This window comes from Streptomyces sp. NPDC058674 (genome assembly GCF_042716505.1).
GTDB lineage: Bacteria > Actinomycetota > Actinomycetes > Streptomycetales > Streptomycetaceae > Streptomyces.
In genome coordinates, this window is record NZ_JBHXSC010000006.1 from 146,094 (window position 1) to 167,012 (window position 20,919).

Sequence of the window (20,919 nt, forward strand, 5' to 3'; positions counted from 1 at the left end):
CGTCGCTCACCCGGGAGGGCCGAGCGGGACCCGCCAGTCCAGGCGCGTCCCGCCGCCGTCCGGGCGCGGCGAGAGGGACAGTCCGCCCCCGCGAGCCTCGGCGCGCTCCGAGAGGTTGCGCAGACCGCTCCGACGACCGCCCTCCCTCACACCCATCCCGTCGTCACTCACCGTCACACGGAGCGCCCCGTCCGCCACGACGATGGCGACCTCCGCCCGATCCGCTCGCGCGTGCCGAGCGACATTGGTGAGGGCCTCGACGAGGACGGCGACCACGTCCTCGGCGACCGGGGCCGGCACGTCGGTGTCGATCAGCCCCTCCATGCGCAGCGCGGGGGCGAATCCGAGCACCCCTGCCGCCTCGCCCACGGCCCGCACGGCGCGGACCCGCAGTCGCGGGGGCCGACCCGCCGCCTCGTGGTCGCGGAGTCCGAAGATGGTCGAACGGATGATCTTGATCGTCTCGTCCAGGTCGTCGATCGACCGGCTCAACCGCTCGGACGCCTCGGGATGCTCCACGAAGCGCTGGGCGCTCTGCAGGGTCATCCCCGTCGCGAACAGCCGCTGGATCGCGAGGTCGTGCAGGTCCCGGGCGATCCTGTCGCGGTCCGCAATCAGTCTGACCTGCTCGGTGTCCCGGCGCCGGTCGGCCAGTTCCAGCGCCAGGGCGGCCTGCCCGGCGAAGCCGGGCAGGGGCGCCACCTCGGCCGCGGCGAACGACGGCCGCCCGGTCCGCCGCGCCAGCATCAGTACCCCCCGCAGCTTCGCCCTGGTGCCCACCGTCACCGCCACGGCGGGCCCGAAACCCGTCCAGACGTCCGACTGCGCCGCGACCCGGACGTCGCCTGACACGTCCGCGAAGGTGATCAGCCCGTCCCGCGCCGCGGCCGGCCCGGCCAGGATGCCCTCACCGCCCGGCAGGACGACCCCCCGGTGCACTTCGGCGCCCTCCCCTAGGGCCAGCGAACCGTACAGGTCTCCGCTGGGCCGCACCTGGTAGAAGACGCACATCTCGGCCGAGATGATGTCCCGGGCCCGCTCCAGCATGCCCTCCAGCACCTTGATCTCGGAGGAGCCCGACAGAAGGGCGCTCGTGAAGTCGGAGCCGGCGGCCAGCCAGCGCTCGCGGAGCCGGACCTCCTCGTACAGGCGGGCGTTGTCGACGGCGACTCCCGCCGCAACCGCGAGGGTCGACAGGACCCCTTCGTCCTCCGCGTCGAAGTCCGAGCCGCCCCTCTTCTGCGTGAGGTAGAGGGTGCCGAACACCTCGTCCCGGACCCGGATCGGCACGCCGAGGAAGGAACCCATCGGCGGGTGGTGCTCCGGAAAGCCGGAGGAGGCCCCGTGCTCCGAGAGGTCTCCCAGGCGCAGGGGCCGCGGGTGCCTGATCAGCTCGCCCAGCAGGCCGTGGCCGGTGGGGAGGGCGCCGATCCGCGCCCGCAGCCGGTCGCTGATGCCCACCGGGATGAACTCGGCGAGTCGCTCGTCGTCCCCCACCACCCCCAGCGCACCGTACTCCGCGTCCACGAGGACGACCGCGGCCTCCACGATCGCGCGCAACACCTGGGAGAGGTCCAGCTCCTGCCCCACCGACATGACCGCCTCGAGCAGCCCGTTCAGCCGGTCGCGGGTACTGCGCGCGTCCGTGACCTGGGCCTGGAGCGCGTCCAGCCTCCGCTGCGGAGTGCCGCTCGCCGCCGCATCGCGATCGTCCCCGACCATGGACACCTCCGGCGCCGTCGAGGGGCTCTTCGCACCCGCCCGGCCTTCAGCGTAGTCCTCGCCCCGATCGGCCGGTCACCGGCAGGACCGTGCCGCCGAGGACCGGTCGGTCCCGGCACAGGACCGTTCGGCCCTCGCGCCGCGGGCGGCCGCGGCGGAGGGTGGCGGGTGAGGGCGCTGCGCCCGGTACGCCCGCCGGCCGACGCCGACAGGAGGGCCACCCATGAAGCACGCCAAAGTCGGCTTCCTGATGACCGACGAGGTCGTCGCGGTCGTCGGGCGGACTCCTTCCGCGGACGTGGCCGCGCTGCTCGTCGAACACGACATCAACGGGGTGCCGGTCGTGGACGAGGACGACCGCGTCATCGGGGTCGTCTCGCACACCGATCTACGCGCCCGCGGCGACCTGACCGCCCGGGACCTCATGTCATCTCCCGCCGTGACCGTCCGTGCCGAGCAGACCGTCACGGAGGCCGCCCGCCTCATGACCCGGCGCGGCGTGGAGAGGCTCCCCGTGGTCGACGAGGAGGACCGCCTGGTCGGCATCGCGACCAGACGGGACCTGCTCCGCGTGTTCCTGCGCCCGGACCACGAGATACGCCGCTGTCTGGTCGAGGACGTGCTCGAGGAGACCCTGGGGATCGGATCCGACACGGTGGACGTGCACGTCGTGGACGGGCTCGTCACCCTGAACGGCCAACTGGCAAGGAGCAGCCAGGTCCACGTCGTTCTGCGGCTGGCCGGGCAGGTGGACGGAGTCGTCGCGGTGACCGACCGGCTCACCGCCCGGTTCGACGACTCCCGCCCCGTCCCGCCGGTTCGCAGGACCGACGGCGTCCCCCGGTGACACGGCGCCCCACCGGGGAGCCGCGCGCCGTTCAGCGCTTCCCCTCGTCAGGGACGCGCTCCCGGCGGGCAGCGGGTCGGCCCGCTGTCCGCCGGCGCCTGGTGGTGAGCCGGGCCGGGGCCGGAAGACGGTGCGGCAGTCCCCACCGCCTGAAAGGTCGACGCAGACGCCTCCCACGACCGGGAAGCCCAACAGCAGCCCCGCGCCGGCCCCGCGCGCCGACCGCATCTGGCAGCGCGTGACCCTGGGTCAGTCGGTGAGGCGGTCCATGATCCAGGTGCACAGCTCTTCGGTGATGGCGGTGTGCGCGGTGGTGGTGGACGAGCAGCGGAACTCGCGCAGCATGCTGTCCTCCGGGTCGAGCCGGTCGATGCGCGCGTACAGGTCGTCCTGATTGTCGATGTCGCGGATGGCGACGGCGCTGACCGCGGGGACGAAGCACACGTCCTCGTGGCGCAGGTCGGCCTGGCCGCCGAGCTTCTTGATCGTGTCGGCGAGGATCTTGTAGGTGTGCAGGGTTCCGCCCGGTGCGCCGTCCAGTTCGGGGAAGCCGTTGGTGGTGATGGTCTTCTCGGCCTTGGGGAACCTGCGGTTGAGGTAGGCGGCGGTCACGTCGTCGCCCTGAGCCTGAGTGTAGAAGGTGGTGCCCGGGTAGATCCGGTCGATGCGCAGCGCGACCTCGCCGGGCTTCACGTCCGGCAGGCCGATCCCGTCGGCGCGACCGTTCGCCACGCCGATCGTCATCGGGATCTGCGGCCAGTTGCCGACCCGGTCCAAGGCGGCGAGGAACTCCGTGCGCTCCGGGGCGATGCCGACCTTGCCGGTTTCCTTGTCGTAGTGCTGCCACAGCATCTGCCGGGCGGCCGGGCTGTTCATCTGCTTCGCGAAGTCGTTCGGGAAGGGGATGAAGTGTGAGAACGCCTGCACGCCGATCGGGATGGAGGCGCCGCGGTGCGGGCTGTCGTAGGAGAAGTACAGCCCGGTCCGGTGGTCCGTCCGCTGGGACTCGAGGTGGGCGAGTGCGTAGCGGGTGACGATGCCGCCCATGCTGAAGCCGCCGACGACCAGACGGGCGTCGCCGGTCGTCTCGGCGATGGCCCGCATGATGGCGGCTTCGGCCGCCTGCGCGTTGTCCAGGATCGACGCGCTGCGCTCCTCGAAGCCGAGCAGGATCACGTCCCTGCCGCGCCGGCGGAGCTCGGAGATGAACGGGTAGCCGCTCTCCAGTCCTTGGTAGAGGGCGTCGAGCCTGCTCCGACCGAGGTTGAAGCCGTCGGCCATGATCACGGGCCGGACGAGGCCGCTGTGGTTGCCCTCGCCGGGGAAGACCCAGGCGAAGCCGTTCGGGAGGGTCCACTCGTCGTGCTCCGGTACCTGGATCGGCCCGATCGGTTCGGCGGTCAGTGAACCGCCGAGGGTGAACGAACCGACGTTGGGCTCGGTCGTCGAGGACATGGCCGTACTCCTTGGGGAGGGGGGTGGGAGACCACGCCATCATGGGGGGTGATCCGGGCGTCTCACAGGTTTGACCTGCGAGGTTCACCACATCTGATGGACCATGCACGGAACATGTTTATTGCCCCTGGCATGTGCCGCCCAGGCCCCGCGGCACCGTTCTGGTGCTGCGGACCCCCGGCGCGGGCGCCCCCTGGCGGCCGCGCCGGATGCCCGCTGCGGCTACCGCCCCTGGTTCAGGGGCAGGGCGATGTCGGTGACCTGCTGCCGGCTCGGGAACGTACCCAGGCCGGTGGCCCTTCCGTTGAGGATGTTGATCTCGTACAGGCGGTAGGAACCGCCCGTGCTGAGGGTGGCGAAGCCCTTGTTCGTGCCGGACCTGGCGTTGTAGTAGATGTCGAACCCGGCGTTTACTGCGGCGTTCACGCCGAGGTTTCCGGTGGGCGCGAGGGTGCCGGCGTTGGCCGGGGACTGCAGGGAGATCCGGTCGGCCAGCGTGTCGAGGTCGAACAGAGTCGTCGCGGTCGCGGCGTTCAGGTCGTTGTTGGTGTAGGCGGCGCCGGTGACGCCCCGGGCGGTCGACGGCGGGGTGGTGGGGTTGGTCAGCGTCCCGTCGACGGTGGTGCCCAGGGGGGCTGCGGCGTCGTCGATGTTGTGGCGCAGGTTCTGGCCGGTGTCGGAGATGACGCGCAGCCGGTTGGCGGCGGGATTGAAGTCGACGCCGAACTGCGTGCCCGAGAGGGCGACGGTGAGCTGGGAGACCTTCGTGGCGCGGGCGTTGATCGTGTTGAGGGTGTAGATGCCGCCGCGGTCGCCGACCCCGTAGAGCCTTTCGTTCTGCACGCGGAAGTCGATGCCGACGAGCCTGGTGTCGCCCCGCAGGCCCGACACCCTGCCGATCCCCCAGGTCTTGGACGGCTGGTCGACGTCGAACTCCACCAGACGCTGGTCGGAGGTCAGCCCGATCGCGGTCAGGCCCCTGTGGTCCACGGCCGGCAGGGTCTGCCCCGGGGTGTCGATGTCGGAGGCCGAGGCGAGCGCGGGGGTCGCGCAGACCGCGGCGAGGACGGCCGAGAGGGCGAGGACAGTGCTGCGAGTACGCATGTTCACCTTTCGCATGGCTGATGGCCCGACCAGGGTGGTGCAGGGCCGGGGGCTACTCGGGAGTCGGCGCGCTCCCGGACGGTCCCGGACCGGGGAGACCACCCCAACGGCGCAGTGGCAGACGCCCGTGGGGCATGGCCGCCGCCCTCACCCCCGCCGGACTTCCCCTCCGCGACGCGATCCTGCGGCACCCGTACGAGCACCAGGTCATCGGGGGACGCACGGCTTCGCGCTGACCTTCGTGGTGGCCGTCTGGATCGGCATGCCGATCGATTCCCTGGGTCACGTCGACTTCCGGGTCGCATCGGGCAGCATCACCCGTCTCCGCGAGGACGACTTCTTCCACAATCGCCGGCTCGTGCGCCTCGGAGACACCCGCCACCTCGAAGGCTGACGACGTACGGGGGCGGGACGTACGCGCCGGGCCGGCGCCCCGCGCGGGCGGACGTGTCGCCGGGGTACCGCCCGAGAAGCCGCCTCCCGCCCTGAGGTGCCCGAACTGGGAGGCGGCTACCTGTGCTGCGTGCGGGAGCAGGCCCGAGGGTCAGTCGCGCAGCGCCGGAATCACGTGCCCGCCGTACGCGTCGATGGTCGCTTCCCGGGCGTCGTGCATGTCGTAGACGGCGAACTGGTCGACGCCGAGGTCGCGCAGGGCCCGGAGCTTCTCGATGTGGGCCTCGGCCGGGCCGAGCAGGCAGAAGCGGTCGATGATCTCGTCCGGGACGAAGTCGGCCGACGGGTTCCCGGCGCGGCCGTGGTGGCTGTAGTCGTAGCCCTGGCGGGACTTGACGTACTCGGTCAGCTCGTCCGGGACCATCGAGGAGTGCTCGCCGTAGCGGGAGACCAGGTCGGCGACGTGGTTGCCGACCATCCCGCCGAACCAGCGGCACTGGTCGCGGGCGTGCGCGAGGTCCGCGCCCACGTACGCCGGGGCCGCCACGCAGATGGTGATCGAGGCGGGATCGCGGCCGGCCTCCACAGCGGCCTGGCGGACGGCCTTGATCATCCACTCGGTGAGGTAGGGGTCCGCGAGCTGGAGGATGAAACCGTCCGCCTTCTGTCCGGCCAGGGCCAGAGCCTTCGGCCCGTACGCCGCCATCCAGACCGGCAGCTTTCCGTCCTTGATCCAGGGAATCCGGATGGCCTTGCCGTCGACCTCGGTCTCGCGGCCCTCGGCGAGGTCGCGGATGACGTCGATGGCCTCGCCGAGCCGGGCCAGGGTGTTGGGCGCCCGGCCGGCGACCCGCATCGCGGAGTCGCCGCGGCCGATCCCGCAGACGGTGCGGTTGCCGTACATGTCGTTGAGGGTGGCGAAGGTGGAGGCGGTGACCTCCCAGGTGCGGGTGCCCGGGTTGGTGACCATCGGGCCGATGTGCAGTTTCTGCGTGTTGGCCAGGATCTGGCTGTAGATGACGAACGGTTCCTGCCAGAGCACCGCCGAGTCGAAGGTCCAGCCGTAGCGGAAGCCGTTGCGCTCGGCCCGCTTCATGAGGCTGATGACCTGGGAGGCCGGTGGGTCCGTCTGGAGGACGAGGCCGAAGTCCATGCGGGGACTCTCCTTACAGGTACTGGCAGGTGGAGCGGTGGACGAAGGCCCCGTGGCCGGCCCGGCCCGTGTACTCGCGCTGGTCGATGACGAGTTCGCCGCGCGAGAGCACGGTGTCGACGCGCCCGGTGATCCGCTTGCCCTCGTACGCCGAGTAGTCCACGTTCATGTGGTGGGTCTCGGCGGAGATGACCTGCTCGGCGTGCGGATCGTAGAGGACGATGTCGGCGTCGGCCCCCGGCGCGATGGTGCCCTTCTTCGGGTAGAGGCCGAACATCCGGGCCGGGGTCGCGCACGCGATCTCGATCCAGCGTCGGCGGCTGATGTGTCCGTCGAGGACGGCCTGGTGGAGGAGGTCCATGCGGTTCTCCACGCCCGGCAGCCCGTTGGGGATCTTCGAGAAGTCGCCCCGGCCCAGCTCCTTCTGGCCCCGGAAGCAGAAGGGGCAGTGGTCGGTGGAGACCACCTGGAGGTCGTTGGTCCGCAGGCCCCGCCACAGCGCCGCCTGGTGCTCGCGGGGACGCAGCGGCGTGGAGCAGACGTACTTGGCGCCCTGGAAGTCGGGCTCCTCGAGGTTGTCGGTGGACAGGAACAGGTACTGCGGACAGGTCTCCCCGAAGACCGGCAGCCCCTTGTCCCGGGCGGCGGCGAGCTCGGCGACGGCCTCCTCCGCCGAGACGTGGACGACGTACAGGGGTGAGCCCGCGACCCGGGCGAGCTGGATGGCGCGGTGGGTGGCCTCGGCCTCCAGGAGCACCCTGCGGACCTCGCCGTGGTGGCGCGGGTCGGTCTCGCCGCGGGCCAGGGCCTGTTCGACGAGGACGTCGATGGCGATGCCGTTCTCGGCGTGCATCATGATCAGCCCGCCGTTGGACGCGCCGCGCTGCATGGCCCGCAGGATCTGCCCGTCGTCGCTGTAGAAGACCCCGGGGTAGGCCATGAACAGCTTGAAGGAGGTGATGCCCTCGCCGACGAGGTGGTCCATCTCCTTCAGGGTGCCCTCGTTGACGTCCGAGAGGATCATGTGGAAGGCGTAGTCGACGGCGCAGTTGCCGTCGGCCTTCGCGTACCAGGTGTCGAGGCCCTCGCGCAGCGCGCGGCCCGGGGTCTGGACGGCGAAGTCGACGATGGTGGTGGTGCCTCCCCAGGCGGCCGCCCTGGTCCCGGTCTCGAAGGTGTCCGAGGCCGCGGTCCCGCCGAAGGGCAGCTCCATGTGGGTGTGCGCGTCGACCCCGCCGGGGATGACGTACTTCCCGGACGCGTCGATCGTGCGGTCGGCGGTCCAGGCCCCGGCTGCGGCCGAGCCGTTGGCCGCCAGGGCCGCCACCCGGCCGTCCTCGATGAGGACGTCTGCGTGCAGCTCGTCGGCGGCGGTGATCACCAGGCCGCCGCGGATCAGGGTGCGGATGCTCATGGAGGTCCCCCTACTGGACGCTGCGCAAGGCCTGTTCGAGGATGTCTGCGCCCTCTTCCGCCTCGGCGACGGTGAGGGAGAGCGGCGGCGCGACGCGCAGCACACTGGTGTTGTGCCCGCCGCCCTTGCCGAGCAGCAGGCCGCCTTCGCGGGCGGCTTCCAGGACGGCCGCGGCCGCTTCCGGATCGGCCCGGTCGGTACCGGGCTTCGTCAGCTCCAGGCCGGCCATCAGGCCCCGGCCGCGGACCTCGCGCACCGCGGGCGAGGCGGCGGCGATGGCGCGCAGCCGCTCCAGGAGCAGGCCGCCGACGCGGCGGGCGTTGCCCTGGAGGTCGTGCTCCTGGAGGTAGGCGAGGTTGGCGAGGCCGGCGGCCATGGTGACCGGGGAGCCGCCGAAGGTGGAGATGGAGTTCGAGTCCAGGCAGTTCATGATCTCGGCACGGGCCACGACCCCGCCGATGGACATGCCGTTGCCGATGCCCTTGGCGAAGGTGACGATGTCCGGCGGGCCGTTCTGTGCGTGGGCCTGCCAGCCCCAGAAGTGGTCTCCGGTGCGTCCCCAGCCGGTCTGCACCTCGTCGCTGATCCACAGGATGCCGTGCCGGTCGAGGACCTCGCGGAAGGCCCCGTACAGGCCGTCGGGCGGGGAGGTGAAGCCGCCGACCCCCTGGATCGGCTCGGCGATGAGCGCGGCCGCTCCCCCGCGCGTCTGGCCGAGCACGTCCTCCAGATCGGCCACGGCGGCGGCGGTGAACGCGGCGTCGGAGAGCTCCGCGAAGGGGCCGCGGGTGCGGACCGCGCCGTGGACGTAGTACGTCTGGAGGGGCGAGAGGCTGGTCGGGGACCAGCCCCGGTTGCCGGTGACCGAGACGGTGGAGAAGGAGCGGCCGTGGTAGCTGTTGCGCATGGCCAGGATCTGGTTGGAGCGGCGGTACGTCGTGGCGAGCAGCAGGGCGGTGTCGTTGGCCTCGGTGCCCGAGGTGGTGAAGAAGACCCGGGCGTCGGGGATGCCGGACAGCGCGGTGACGCGCTCGGCGAGCTCCACCATCGGGCGGTTGAGGTAGAGGGTGGAGGAGTGGATGATCCGGCCGGCCTGCTCGGCGACGGCCTTGGTGACCTCGGGCAGGGCGTGGGCGGTCATCGTGGTGAGGATGCCGCCGAAGAAGTCGAGGTAGCGGTTGCCGTCCGCGTCCCAGACGTGGCGGCCCTCGCCGTGCGTGAGCTCGATGGGGCGGTCGTAGTAGAGCGCGAGCCAGTCGGGCAGGACGGTGCGGTGGCGGCTGTGCAGGGGGATCGGGTTGGTCACGGCTGTACGAGCCCTCCGTAGGCGTCGGGGCGGCGGTCGCGGTAGAACGCCCACTGGTTGCGGACTTCGTCGATGACCCCGAAGTCCAGGTCGCGGACGAGGAGTTCCTCCTCCTTGTCGCTGGCGGGCTCTCCGACGAACTGGCCGCGCGGGTCGACGAAGTAGCTGGTGCCGTAGAAGTCGTTGTCGCCGTACTCCTCCCGGCCGACCCGGTTGATGGCGGCGACGAAGTACTCGTTGGCGACCGCGGAGGCGGGCTGTTCCAGTTGCCACAGGTACGCGGACAGGCCGCGCGAGGTGGCGGACGGGTTGAAGACGAGCTGGGCGCCGGCCAGGCCCAGGGCGCGCCATCCCTCGGGGAAGTGGCGGTCGTAGCAGATGTAGACGCCGACGCGGCCGACAGCGGTGTCGAAGACGGGCCAGCCGAGGTTTCCCGGCCTGAAGTAGTACTTCTCCCAGAACCCCTTGACCTGGGGGATGTGGTGCTTGCGGTACTTGCCGAGGTAGCTGCCGTCGGCGTCGATGACGGCGGCGGTGTTGTAGTAGAAGCCCTCGGACTCCCGTTCGAAGACCGGGACCACGATCACCATGCCGGTCTCACGGGCGAGCGCCTGCATGCGCTGGACGGTGGGGCCGTCGGGGACGGCCTCGGCCCAGCGGTAGTGCTCCGGTTCCTGGACCTGGCAGAAGTAGGGGGCGTTGAAGACCTCTTGGAAGCCGATGATCTTCGCACCCTCGGCGGCGGCCCTGCGGGCGTGCGCCTCGTGTTTGGCGATCATCGACTCGGTGTCTCCGGTCCAGGTGGCCTGGACCAGCGCGGCGCGGACGACTTGGGCCATGAGCTGCTCCTCGCGACGGGGAACCGCGACTTCCACGGCTCTACGCACGTAGACGGAGTACGTAGGGAGTAGAACGTAGGCCGCGTCACAGCGCGGGGCAAGACCGCCGTGCGCGGTTGGAGTAGTCGATCAAGATACGTCGGACAGCGGTCGTTTCCAGTCATCGGGCGGCCGATATGCGCCCCTTGCGCCGCGTGCGGCGGCTACGCCGGGGCGATGCCGGCCACGCGCAGCGCGTGCGCCAGGTCCCGTCGGCGGGTCCCGGGCAGTGACTCGGCGGCCCGGAGCAGCCGCGGGGCGAACCACTGCGGGGCGCGCCGCGCGAGGGCGGCGGCCTCCTCGGCGGTGCGGACCCGCACGAAGGCGTCGAGCAGGGCCTCGGCCTCCCGGCCCCGGCCGGCCGCGTCGAGCGCGAGGGCCGCGTCGGCGATCTCGGCGGCGGGCCGGGCCACGCCCTGGCGCAGCAGGCGGTCGCGGTCGGCGTCGCGCCCGGCGTCGCCGAGGGCGGCCGCGGCCGCGGCGAGCCCCTCGGGCGGGAGCGAGGCGGCCGCCTCCCACAGCAGGGTGGCCCAGTCGGCCGCGAGTCCGGCGCGGCCCAGTTCGGCGGCCAGCCCGGGCAGCCGCCCGGCGGGCCAGGCGGCGGCCTCGCACAACAGCGCGTGCGCCTCCCCGCTCCGCCCCTGGCCGCGCAGCGCGAGCAACTCCCCGACAACGGCCGCCGTGGACCGCACCCCGCCGGGGCCGGGGCCGGCACCTTGGCCGATGTGGTGACCGAAGCCGGGGCCGGGGCCGGCACCTTGGCCGGTGTGGTGGCCGGGGCCTTGGCCCTGGCCGGAGCCGGGTTCGTAGCCGAGGTCGTGGCCGGGGCCTTGGCCGGTGCGGTGATCGTGGCCGGGGCCGGGGTAGAGGCCGTGGCCGGGGCCGGGTTCGCGGCCGGGGCCTTGGCCGTGGCCTGGGCCGTGGCCTGGGCCGGAGGCGGAGTCGGGACCTGAGCCGGAGCCGAGGTCGTGGCCGGAGCCGGGTTCGCAGCCGAGGTCGTGGCGGGGGCCTTGGCCTAGGCTCGGGGTGGGGGCTTTCGGGGGCCCGTACTCCGGTACGGCCGGGTCGGGGGCCCGTGGGATTCGGGCCGCGGTCGCGGGGCGGCCGAAGCGGGCTCCGCGGGGTAGGGGCAGACCCGGCTCCGGGCCGGCGTACGGGCCGGGGCCGACCGGAGCCGCCTCGTCCGGGGGGTGGCCCGGCGGAGGGGTGAACGCCGGGGCCGTGGGAGCCGCCGAGCCCGCGTACCGGGCCCCTCCGGACCGCCGCGCCCCGCGCAGCCACCGCCCCTCGGCCCGCCCGGCCGACCCGGCCCCCGCAGGGGCGTCGTCGGCCGCACCGGCCCCGTCCGCCGTACCGGCCGCACCCGCCGGACCGGTCGCGTCCGCGGCGCCGGCCGCACCAGCCGGACCGGCTGTACCAGCCACACCCGCCGTGCCAGCCACATACGCGCTACCGGCCACTCCCCCGGCACCAGCCGCACCCGCCGGACCAGTTGCATCCGCCGTATCGGCCGCATACGCCGTACCAGCCACTCCCGCCGCGCCCGCCGCGCCCGGCGCGCCCGGCGCGCCCGCCGATGGTTCGGCTAACCATCCGGCGGCGCCCGCCCCGCCCGCGCCCGGCACCGGCTCCGGGCCGGGACCCGCCACTCCGCTACCGCTACCGGCACCGGCACCGGCACCGGCAGCCCACCCCGGCACCGCGGCCCGCCGCGGCCCCGGCACCCCGGCCGACCGCCCCGCGTACGGCGCGGGGGTCGCCGGGGGCAGGGCCGCGAGACGGGACCGCAGGTCCTCGTACCGGGAGGCCGCACGGGCGGCGTCGTCCCGGGCCCATGCGAACTCCCCCGCCAGCGCAGAGACCCGCGCCGGGTCGGCGGCGCCGCCGAGCCGGGCGGTCAGGTCCCGCAGCGCGGCCTCGGCGTCGGCCCGCTGCTCCGCCGACGCCGCGAGCTGGGTCCGCAGCTCCTCGGCCCCTCCCGGCAGCCGGTCCCGGGCCGCGACGGCCGCCGCGCGCAGCCGGCCCGCGTATACGGTCTCCCGCGCCGCCACCTCCGCACCCCTGACCTCCGCCAGGTCGCGCAGCAGCGACTCCACCACGTCCCACGGCGGGATCGCGGCTCCGTCCACGCAGGCCCGCAGACCTTCCGGATCGCGACGCAGGAACTCCCCGTACCAGCCCACCCCCGAATCCAGCCTCTGCGTCAAGTGGCGTACATAATCGGCGAGTTGTCCGATCGCCAATGCGGTCGCGGTCTCCATGACCGCATTGGACCGCACCCGTGTTACGGGCGGGCTACGGGCACCTCAAAGCCTGACGGCGATCCCGGTGTGCGGCCGCTTCCCCCGCCGCCAGATCGTGGCGGGCACGTCAACGGCCCAGAACTGCCACGTGTACTTGCGCGACATCAGCTTCCGCACGCGCCGCATCCCCGCGTCGTCCAGCAGCCGGGCCTCGCCCTCCCGCACGACCGCTCCCTCCACAAGGCGTCCGCGCACGTCGCAAGGGGCCACGGTGACGCGCCCGTTGTTGCGAATCCGCTTGACCTTCCACGTGTCGGTGCGCGTCCACACGCACAGCTCGCCGCCGTCGGCCACCGCCCACACCGGGGTGGACACGGGCGTGCCGTCCTTGCGGAAGGTGGTGAGGCTGATGTATCTGGCCCGGCCGAGCTCATCGAGATTCATACGGCGACCTTAGGGCCCCGGCCCGCCGCACGGCGGCCGGCCGGACAAGATCCGACGGAGACCGGCTAGGGCGCGGCCGCGGGGACGAGGGCGCAGCGGCGCAGTACGTCGTCGAGGGAGAGGCCGAGCACCTCGGCGAGGGCGGCCACGGTGAAGAAGGCGGGGGTCGGGGCCCGGCCCGTCTCGATCTTGCGCAGGGTCTCGGCCGAGAGGCCGGCGCCCGCCGCGATCTCGACCATGCTGCGCGGGCCGCGCGCCTCGCGCAGCAGGGCGCCCAGGCGCTCGCCGCGCTCGCGCTCTTCGGGGGTGAGGGGGGTACGGACCATGTCCGCATCCTACCCCAGCCTCCAATAATCATCCCGTTACAGTTATACCGGTATAGTTATTGGCATGGTGGAACTGAAGACGGAACAGTCGATCGACGAGATGCGCGCCGCCGGCCGCGTCGTGGCCCACGCCCTGGCAGCCGTACGGGACGCCGCGCGCGTCGGGGTCTCCCTGCTGGAACTGGACCGGGTGGCCCGCGGGGTGCTGCGCGAGGCGGGGGCCGACTCGCCCTTCCTGGGCTACCGGCCGCACTTCGCACCGGTGCCCTTCCCGGGGGTGATCTGCACCTCGGTCAACGACGCGATCGTGCACGGCATCCCCGACGGCCACCGGCTCCGCGACGGAGACCTGGTCAGCATCGACTGCGGGGCGGAGCTGGGCGGCTGGGTCGGGGACGCGGCGGTCAGCTTCACCGTCGGCCGGGCCCGCCCAGCCGACCTGCGGCTGATCGCGACGGCCGAGGAGGCCCTCGCCGCGGGCATCGCCGCCGCCGTCCCCGGCAACCGGATCGGGGACATCGCCCACGCCGTCGGCAGCGTCTGCCGCGCCGCCGGCTACGGCATCCCCGACGGCTTCGGCGGCCACGGGGTGGGCCGCGGCATGCACGAGGACCCGGGCGTGCCCAACGAGGGCCCGCCCGGACGCGGCATGCGGCTGCGCGCCGGGATGGTGATCGCCATCGAGCCGATGCTGATCGCGGGCGGTACGGACGACTACACCTGCGACGGCGACGGCTGGACCCTGCGGACCGTCGACGGCAGCCGCGCCGCGCACGCGGAGCACACGGTCGCGATCACCGCCGGCGGTCCGAGAATCCTCACGGCCCTGTAGCGGCGGGCCGCCGGGCCCGGCCTCCAGGGGCCCGGCGGACGAGGGATCGGAGGAGGTCAGGACCCGGTCCCGAGGGACCCGGAGGGCGGGGGCCCGGAGGGCGAGGGCCCGGAGGGCGAGGGCCCGGAGGGCGAGGGCGCCCGCGTCACGGCGTCCCGTGCGGTCGCACCACCATGGCGGAGCCCCCGCCCCGCCGGCTCTTCTCCGCCGCCGCCAGCCAGCGGCCGTCCGGCAGCCGCTGGACCGCGGTGGCGGCCCCGATCTCCGGGTTCTGCCGGAAACCGTGGCCGATCGCCTCCAGCTCCGCGCGGACCGGGCTGTTCCACAGCCCCGGCTCCAGCTCGGTCGTGGTCTGGTTGCGCTGGCTGGCCCGCGGCGCGGCGATCGCCTCGACCAGGGGCAGCCCCCGGTCGAGGTGGCCGACCAGGGTCTGGAGCACGGTCGTGATGATGGTGGCGCCGCCCGGGGAGCCCACCGCGAGCACCGGGCGCCCGTCCTCCAGCACGATGGTCGGGGACATCGACGAACGCGGCCGCTTGCCGGGGCCGGGCAGGTTCGGATCCGGGACCCCCGGCGCGGCCGGGGCGAAGGAGAAGTCGGTCAGTTCGTTGTTCAGCAGGAAGCCGCGGCCCGGCACGGTGATGGCGCTGCCGCCGGTGGACTCGATGGTGAGGGTGTAGGAGACCACGTTGCCCCAGCGGTCGGCGACCGTCAGGTGGGTGGTGTTCTCCCCCTCGTAGGTGGTCGGGGCGGGCTGTCCGGTGCCTCCGCAGCCCACCGGACGGCGCGGGTCGCCGGGGGCCAGCGGGCTGGTCAGCGTCCGGTCGGGGGCGATCAGGCAGCCCCGCGAGTCCGCGAACCGCTGCGAGAGCAGCTCCTTCGTGGGCACGTCCTCGGCGGCCGGATCGCCGACCCAGCGGCCCCGGTCGGCGAAGGAGATCCGCGAGGCCTCGATGAAGCGGTGCAGGTACTGGGACTCGGAGAGCTTCGAGAGGTCGGTGCGCTCCAGGATGTTCAGCGCCTCGCCGACGGTGGTGCCGCCCGAGGAGGAGGGCGCCATGCTGTAGACGTCCAGGCCGCGGTAGCCCACCCGGGTGGGAGCCTGCCGCTTGGTCTCGTACGTCCGCAGGTCCCTGGCCGTCAGGTCGCCGGGGCGGACGTTGCGCGTGGCGGCCGGGTCCACCGGGGGCTTGCGCACGGTCCGGACGATGTCCTCGGCGATCGGTCCCCGGTAGAGCGCGCCCGTGCCCTTGCGGGCGAGTTCGGCGTACGTGGCGGCCAGGTCGGGGTTCTTGAAGGTGGAGCCGACCACCGGGAGCGCGCCGCCCGGCAGGAACAGCTTCGCGGTGGCCGGGAAGTCCTTGAACCGGTCCTGGTTGAGCTCGGTCTGGGCGCGGAACGTGGGGTCCACGGTGAACCCCTCGCGGGCCAGCTTCTCCGCGGGGCGCAGGAGTTGGTTGAGCGGGCGGCTGCCCCAGCTGTCCAGGGCGCTCTTCCAGGTGGCGGGGGTGCCGGGGACGCCGACCCCGAGGCCGCTGGTCTGGCCCTCGGCGAAGGGGATCGGGGTGCCGTTCTCCAGGAACAGCGCGGCGGTGGCGCTGGCCGGCGCCGTCTCGCGGCCGTCGATGGTGTGGACCCGGCGGGACCCCGCGTCGTAGTAGACGAAGTAGCCCCCGCCGCCGATGCCCGCCGAGTAGGGCTCGGTGACGCCGAGGGCGGCCGCGGTGGCGACCGCCGCGTCCACGGCGTTCCCGCCGGAGCGCAGCACGGCGATGCCGACGGCCGAGGCGTCGGCGTCGACGCTCGCGACGGCCCCGCCGTGGCCGGCGGCGACCGGGACCTTGGCCGGGAATCCGCCCCGGGCGGCCGACGGCGGGGCGGCCGCCCCGGTGGACACCAGCGCTGCGGCGAGCGCGACGAGGGCCAGCTGACGAGCGGCGGAGCGGGGCATCCGTACCTCCAGTCGACGGCCTGTCAGGACGTGTCCAGGCCTGGGGTCGGCACTCTAACTTCACCGCACCCCCCACGTCAGGAAGGCGTGCTCCGGGCTACCATCCGCCGCATGGACGACGACGTGCGCAACATCGTGCTCGGGGTGATAGCCACCGCGGTCAGCGGGGGGTTCGGCTGGTTCTCCCGGACCTACCTGTGGCGCCGCGCCCTGCGCCGCAAGCAGGCGTTCTTCGGACTGCCGACCGGTTCGGACTGCCTGTTCGTGGCCAACCGCCAGATGGGCGGCACCGATTCGTCGCTGCACCGCCACGACGCCTTCGCGCTGCTGGAGATCTCCGCGCTGATCAAGGACTGCGGGGCGAACGTCCAGATCGTCACCCACGACACCGCCCGCCAGGGGTTCGGGGAGCGGGCCGAGTTCTGTGTCGGCGGCCCCGTCTCCAACACCCGGACGACGGCGCACCTGGCGTCCATGCTCCCGGGCGTGCAGGTCGACGTGTCCACCCAGGCCGGCCCCGACCGGGGCGCCATCCACGTCGCCGGGGAGACGTACCGCTGGGAGAAGGGCGTGGTCGAGCACGTCGTGCTGGCCCGGCTGACGGCCGGGCGGGGGTCCCGCCCGGTGTTCCTGCTGTCGGGGCAGACCGCCACCAGCAACCAGGCGGCCGCCCGCTACCTGGCGAAGCACCACGAGCGCCTCGCACGCGTCTACGGCGGCGGGGCGTTCTGCCTGGTGCTGAAGGTCGTCAACTCCCAGGCCTACGGGCCCGACGTGACCGAGCTGGTGGCGGACGTCACCGGGCCGGCCCGGACACCCGCAGCGGCAGCCGTGTGATCCCGTTGATGAAGTTGGAGACCAGCCGGCGGGGTGTCCCGGCGAGTTCGGGAGCGGGCATCTCGGCGCGCCACTCCTCGTGGAGGATCCGCAGCTGGAGCCGGGCGAAGTGGGCGCCCAGGCAGACGTGCGGGCCGTCCCCGAAGGAGACGTGCGGGTTGGGCGAGCGGGCCGGGTCCAGGCGGTAGGGGTCCGCGAAGACCCGCTCGTCGTGGTTGGCGGAGGCGTGGAAGACCACCACCTTGTCGCCGGCCCGGATCGGGCGGCCGGCCAGTTCCGTGTCCACCGCCGCGGTCCGGCGGAAGCTGAGCACCGGCGGGTGGACGCGCAGGAGTTCGTCCACGGCCCGGTCCACGGGGGCCCGGCCGTCGGCGACCTGCCGGTAGGCGTCGCGGTCGCCGGCCAGGGCGAGCAGGCCGCCGGGGGCCGCGCTGCGCACGGTGTCGTTGCCCGCGACGGTCAGCAGGAAGAAGAACATCTCCAGTTCGGCCGGGTCGAGTCCGGCCAGGGCCAGGCTCGTCATCACGTCGTCGCCGGGGTGGCGGCGCTTGTGACGGGCCAGTTCGCGGGCGTACGTGAACATCTCGCCGAGCAGCGCCGGGGAGCGCGGGTCGAGCGGCTTGCCGTCCGGGCCGAGCCGGGGCGCGGGCGCGTCCTGGGGGTCCTGGTAGCCGATGATCCGTACGGTCCAGTCGAGCAGCAGGCCGCGGTCGGCGGCCGGGACGCCCAGCAGGTCGGTGAGGTTCAGCAGCGCGTACTCGTCGGTGACGGTGGCGACCAGGTCCGCGCTGCCGTCCTCCGCGCCGTCGCGTGCCGCGCGCAGCAGCGTACGGGCCCGCTCGCGGACCCGGCAGGCGAAGGCGTCCACGCGCGCCGGGGTGAAGGCGCGCGAGACGAGGCGGCGCAGCCGGCCGTGGCCGCCCGCCTGCTCGCCGGGGTCCTGGTTCAGCATGGTGCGGCGCAGGAACGGCAGGTCGGCGGAATCGGGGTCGCGGATCTGGGTGGCGCCCAGCCAGGAGGAGTACGTCCGGTGGTCGCGCAGGACCCGGACCACGTCGGCGTGGCGGGTGACGGCCAGGAAGCCGGGACCGGCGGGCCAGCCCAGGACCTCCGGCTCCGGCTGCCAGGCCACCGGGTGGTGGTCGCGCAGGATGCGGTAGCGGTCGTGCGGGACCCCCTCGGCGTGGATCCGGGGATCGAAGACGTCGGGGACGTCGGGGACGTCGGGTTTTATGGTGCCGGCGTCGGGGACGTCGGGCTTCTTGGGGCCGGCGTCGGGGGCGTCGGGAACGTCGGGGTCCATGCGGTTCACGGTGGCGGCGGCGGCCGCGGCCCGCAAGGGGGCGTCCGCCGTGCTCAGCGACCGATCTCGCAGCTCGCTCCGGCGACGACGGCGTCCTCACCGCGCAGCGTCACCCGGACAGCGGGGGTACCGCTCCCGGTGACGGACGCCACCGTGCACGCCAGTTGCCGCATGGCGAGCTCCGGGAGGTCGCCGACCGGGAACGGGAGAGTCACCTCCACGGTGCCGCGGGGCTCGATCGAGACCGCGACCGTCCGGTCGGGCCTGCCCTCCAGTCCCGGCAGCCGGGTGCCCAGCCCGGCGGCGCGCTCCTGCGGGCCGGGACCGTCGAGCAGCCGCAGCACGGTGCCGACGGCCGACGACGGCGGGGAGTCGACCTGCGGCGACGGGACGAGCCTGTCGTCGGGCGTGACGAAGTAGACGACGCCCGCACGGTCGGGCGAGTTGATCACGACGGTGGCCGGGGCGCCGCTCTCGATCACCCCCGTGGGCTTGATGCCGCAGCCGGTCGGCAGGAGCAGCGTCGCTCCGAGCAGGGCGGTGGCCGTGGCGTTCCGGAGCCGGTTCACGCGTGGGCCTCCAGGGGCAGGTCGAGGGTGAACACGGCGCCCCGACCCGGTCCGTTGGCGGCGTGGACGGTGCCTCCGTGCAGGCGGACGTTCTCCTGGGCGATGGCGAGCCCGAGCCCGCTGCCGGCGGAGCGGGCACGGGCCGCGTCGGCCTTGAAGAACCGGTCGAAGATCTGCGGCAGCACCTCGGGGGCGATGCCGGGCCCGCTGTCGGCGACCTCGATCAGCAGCCGCGCGCCCTCGGGCCCGGGCCGGGTGGCGACGGTGACGCGGACGGGGGCGCCGCCGTGCGTGAGGGCGTTGCCCACGAGGTTGGCCAGCACCACGTCGATGCGGCGCGGGTCGAGCCGGGCCCGGACCCCCTCCGGCAGCTCGGTGGTGACCCGCCCGTCGTCCCAGCGGCGGCGTTCGAGGGTCTTGGTGACGGCGACGGCGATGTCCACGTCGTCGAGGTTCAGCTCGGCGGCGCGGGCGTCGAAGCGGGAGATCTCCATCAGGTCCTCGACGAGGACGGCGAGCTTGCCGGTCTCCGCGCTGATCAGCCGCAGCGCCTTGGCGGTGTCGGCGTCGAGGTGCTCGGCGTCCTCGTCGAGCACCTCGGTGACGGCGAGCATCCCGGCGAGCGGCGTGCGCAGTTCGTGCGAGACGTCGGCGGCGAAGCGGCGCGCCCGGACCTCGGCGTCCCGGAGCTCGCTCACCGACTGCTCCAGGGCGCGGGCGGTCTCGTTGAAGGTGCGGGCCAGCCCGGCGAGCTCGTCGGCGCCCCGGACCTCGATCCGGGTGTCGAGGCGGCCCCGGCCGAGTCGTTCGGCGGCGCGGCGCATGTCGCGCACCGGTCGGAGCACGCCGCGCGCGGCGAGCAGCGCGGGGATGACGGCGATGGCGAGGCCGGGCACGGCGCCCTGTTTCGCGGCGTCGACCATGGCGTCGACCGTCTCCCGCTCGCTGCTGAGCGGCATCACGGCGTAGAAGACGAGGCCGGTGGGCTCGCGCAGCCCCTTGTGGGTGAAGACGGCGGGCATGGCGACGGTGAGGTACGGCGCGCCGCTCGCGTCCTCCACGCGCTGGAAGGCGCCGTGCGGGTTGACGGAGACCTGCCGGCGGAGCTCCTCGGTCACCAGGGCGGAGAGCGTGGGGGTGGCGTTGGAGGAGGCGCGCAGGTCGCCGTACTCGCCGGAGACCAGCCACGGGTGGGGTTTGCCGCGTTTGGCCAGCTCGGCGACGACGGCCTGGAGGGTCTCCTGGTCCATGGGGATGCGGAGGTTCCGGGAGTCGATCTGGTCGCGCAGGGTGCTGACCGCCGTGTCCTGGCTCTGCGTCAGGACCGCGGTGCGCGCCCTCTGGTAGGTGAGGGCGGCCGTGCCCACCGCGCTGATCGCCGCGACCAGCAGGAAGGCCGCCATCAGCCGGGTGCGCAGGCCGAGCGGGGCCGCCCTCCTCACCGCCGCACGCCCTGGACCGGACCGAAGCGGTAGCCGAAGCCCCGCACGGTCTGTATGTACCGGGGGGCGGCGTCGGGGTCCTCGATCTTGTGGCGCAGGCGGCGCACGCAGGCGTCCACGAGCCGGGCGTCGGCATGGTAGCTGTGCTCCCAGACGTACTCCAGGAGCTGCTGGCGGGAGAAGACCTGTTCGGGCGAGGCCGACAGGTGCAGGAGGAGCTTGATCTCGCTGGGCGCCAGCGCGACCCGGTGGCCGTTCTTGGCGACGGTCAGTCCGGAGCGGTCGACGGCCAGTTCGCCGTGGTGCTCGACCTCGGGGCGCATGCCGGCCGGATCGGCCAGCCGGCGCAGCACGGCCCTGACGCGGGCCTCGATGACCTCGGTGCGGGCGGGTTTGACGATGTAGTCGTCGGCGCCGGCCTCCAGGCCGACGACGATGTCGAAGTCGTCGCCGCGCGCGGTGAGCATGATGATCGGGACCTCACTCGTCCTGCGGATGCGGTGGCAGACCTGCACGCCGTTCATCCCGGGCAGCATCAGGTCGAGCAGGACGAGCTCGGGGCGGAAGGCCGCCATCAGGGCGAGCCCTTCCTCCCCCGTCTCGGCGGCGCGCACCTCGTGCCCGCGGCGGCGCAGGCCGAGACCCACTCCTTCGCGGATGGAGGGGTCGTCCTCGATCAGCAGTACGCGTGGCATCCGCT

The 20,919-nt window shown here is 73.4% G+C and carries 19 protein-coding genes; 4 read left to right on the forward strand and 15 right to left on the reverse strand.

All coding sequences use genetic code 11. The features are described 5' to 3' along the window. Window positions 1-6 precede the first annotated feature (6 nt). Window positions 7-1,722 (reverse strand): GAF domain-containing sensor histidine kinase, encoded by a 1,716-nt coding sequence (locus ACFWU6_RS05545; protein WP_383978686.1) that lies wholly within the window; start codon window positions 1,720-1,722, stop codon window positions 7-9. Between the two features lie 223 nt (window positions 1,723-1,945). On the opposite strand from ACFWU6_RS05545, the gene ACFWU6_RS05550 reads away from it, so the two are divergent. After that, window positions 1,946-2,569, forward strand: coding sequence for a CBS domain-containing protein (locus ACFWU6_RS05550; protein ID WP_383803124.1), 624 nt, complete (start codon window positions 1,946-1,948; stop codon window positions 2,567-2,569). Window positions 2,570-2,818: 249 nt separating this feature from the next. On the opposite strand, the gene ACFWU6_RS05555 is transcribed toward ACFWU6_RS05550, so the two are convergent. Together ACFWU6_RS05555 and ACFWU6_RS05560 are read right to left on the reverse strand one after the other, a co-directional pair. Continuing rightward, window positions 2,819-4,024 (reverse strand): esterase/lipase family protein, encoded by a 1,206-nt coding sequence (locus ACFWU6_RS05555; RefSeq protein WP_383803127.1) that lies wholly within the window; start codon window positions 4,022-4,024, stop codon window positions 2,819-2,821. 222 nt (window positions 4,025-4,246) lie between these two features. Further along, window positions 4,247-5,128, reverse strand: coding sequence for a DUF4394 domain-containing protein (locus ACFWU6_RS05560; RefSeq protein ID WP_383978688.1), 882 nt, complete (start codon window positions 5,126-5,128; stop codon window positions 4,247-4,249). Between the two features lie 262 nt (window positions 5,129-5,390). Between ACFWU6_RS05560 and ACFWU6_RS05565 the strand changes: the two genes are divergently transcribed. Beyond that, a complete protein-coding gene (locus ACFWU6_RS05565) occupies window positions 5,391-5,522 on the forward strand; it encodes a hypothetical protein (protein ID WP_383803131.1) in 132 nt (43 codons plus the stop codon). A gap of 150 nt (window positions 5,523-5,672) precedes the next feature. Here ACFWU6_RS05565 and ACFWU6_RS05570 read toward each other — a convergent pair whose 3' ends face one another. From ACFWU6_RS05570 to ACFWU6_RS05600, 7 genes are all read right to left on the reverse strand, one after another. Further along, window positions 5,673-6,674, reverse strand: a complete 1,002-nt coding sequence (locus tag ACFWU6_RS05570) for a TIGR03842 family LLM class F420-dependent oxidoreductase (RefSeq protein ID WP_383803133.1) — start codon at window positions 6,672-6,674, stop codon at window positions 5,673-5,675. Between the two features lie 13 nt (window positions 6,675-6,687). After that, window positions 6,688-8,088 carry a dihydropyrimidinase gene (gene hydA / locus ACFWU6_RS05575; protein ID WP_383803135.1) on the reverse strand — a complete coding sequence of 467 codons (1,401 nt, stop codon included), beginning with the start codon at window positions 8,086-8,088 and terminating at the stop codon, window positions 6,688-6,690. Window positions 8,089-8,098: 10 nt separating this feature from the next. Continuing rightward, entirely contained in the window at window positions 8,099-9,394 is a 1,296-nt protein-coding gene (locus ACFWU6_RS05580) for an aspartate aminotransferase family protein (protein ID WP_383803137.1), read from the reverse strand. Further along, window positions 9,391-10,233 (reverse strand): nitrilase-related carbon-nitrogen hydrolase, encoded by an 843-nt coding sequence (locus tag ACFWU6_RS05585; protein WP_383803139.1) that lies wholly within the window; start codon window positions 10,231-10,233, stop codon window positions 9,391-9,393. The genes ACFWU6_RS05580 and ACFWU6_RS05585 overlap by 4 nt, the downstream gene beginning before the upstream one ends. Window positions 10,234-10,436: 203 nt before the next feature. Beyond that, window positions 10,437-12,479: a hypothetical protein gene (locus ACFWU6_RS05590; protein ID WP_383978691.1), complete on the reverse strand. Its 2,043-nt coding sequence runs from the start codon at window positions 12,477-12,479 to the stop codon at window positions 10,437-10,439. A gap of 99 nt (window positions 12,480-12,578) precedes the next feature. After that, complete coding sequence (locus ACFWU6_RS05595) at window positions 12,579-12,959, reverse strand: PPOX class F420-dependent oxidoreductase (RefSeq protein WP_383803143.1); 381 nt, start codon at window positions 12,957-12,959, stop codon at window positions 12,579-12,581. A gap of 65 nt (window positions 12,960-13,024) precedes the next feature. Then, complete coding sequence (locus ACFWU6_RS05600; RefSeq protein WP_383803144.1) at window positions 13,025-13,285, reverse strand: helix-turn-helix domain-containing protein; 261 nt, start codon at window positions 13,283-13,285, stop codon at window positions 13,025-13,027. A 64-nt stretch (window positions 13,286-13,349) separates the two neighbouring features. Here ACFWU6_RS05600 and map point away from each other — a divergent pair, with 64 nt between their 5' ends. Next, window positions 13,350-14,117, forward strand: coding sequence for a type I methionyl aminopeptidase (gene map, locus ACFWU6_RS05605; RefSeq protein WP_383978694.1), 768 nt, complete (start codon window positions 13,350-13,352; stop codon window positions 14,115-14,117). A gap of 145 nt (window positions 14,118-14,262) precedes the next feature. Here the strand turns inward: map and ggt are convergent, their stop codons facing one another. After that, on the reverse strand, window positions 14,263-16,068 hold the full coding sequence (gene ggt / locus ACFWU6_RS05610; RefSeq protein WP_383978697.1) for a gamma-glutamyltransferase: 1,806 nt from the start codon (window positions 16,066-16,068) through the stop codon (window positions 14,263-14,265). Between the two features lie 111 nt (window positions 16,069-16,179). Between ggt and ACFWU6_RS05615 the strand changes: the two genes are divergently transcribed. Next, the gene (locus ACFWU6_RS05615) at window positions 16,180-16,905 is read left to right on the forward strand and encodes a hypothetical protein (RefSeq protein ID WP_383978700.1); all 726 of its coding nucleotides are present in this window, start codon (window positions 16,180-16,182) and stop codon (window positions 16,903-16,905) included. Here the strand turns inward: ACFWU6_RS05615 and ACFWU6_RS05620 are convergent. Genes ACFWU6_RS05620 through ACFWU6_RS05635 form a run of 4 tightly spaced genes read right to left on the reverse strand, consistent with a single transcriptional unit; the run spans window position 16,865 to window position 20,914 of the window. Then, window positions 16,865-18,208, reverse strand: coding sequence for a cytochrome P450 (locus ACFWU6_RS05620; RefSeq protein ID WP_383978703.1), 1,344 nt, complete (start codon window positions 18,206-18,208; stop codon window positions 16,865-16,867). The genes ACFWU6_RS05615 and ACFWU6_RS05620 overlap by 41 nt on opposite strands. Window positions 18,209-18,261: 53 nt before the next feature. Then, on the reverse strand, window positions 18,262-18,777 hold the full coding sequence (locus tag ACFWU6_RS05625; protein WP_383803152.1) for a hypothetical protein: 516 nt from the start codon (window positions 18,775-18,777) through the stop codon (window positions 18,262-18,264). Then, a complete protein-coding gene (locus ACFWU6_RS05630; protein WP_383803196.1) occupies window positions 18,774-20,180 on the reverse strand; it encodes an ATP-binding protein in 1,407 nt (468 codons plus the stop codon). Before ACFWU6_RS05630 ends, ACFWU6_RS05625 begins: the two co-directional genes overlap by 4 nt. A gap of 35 nt (window positions 20,181-20,215) precedes the next feature. Continuing rightward, window positions 20,216-20,914: a response regulator gene (locus tag ACFWU6_RS05635; protein ID WP_383803154.1), complete on the reverse strand. Its 699-nt coding sequence runs from the start codon at window positions 20,912-20,914 to the stop codon at window positions 20,216-20,218. Window positions 20,915-20,919 lie beyond the last annotated feature (5 nt).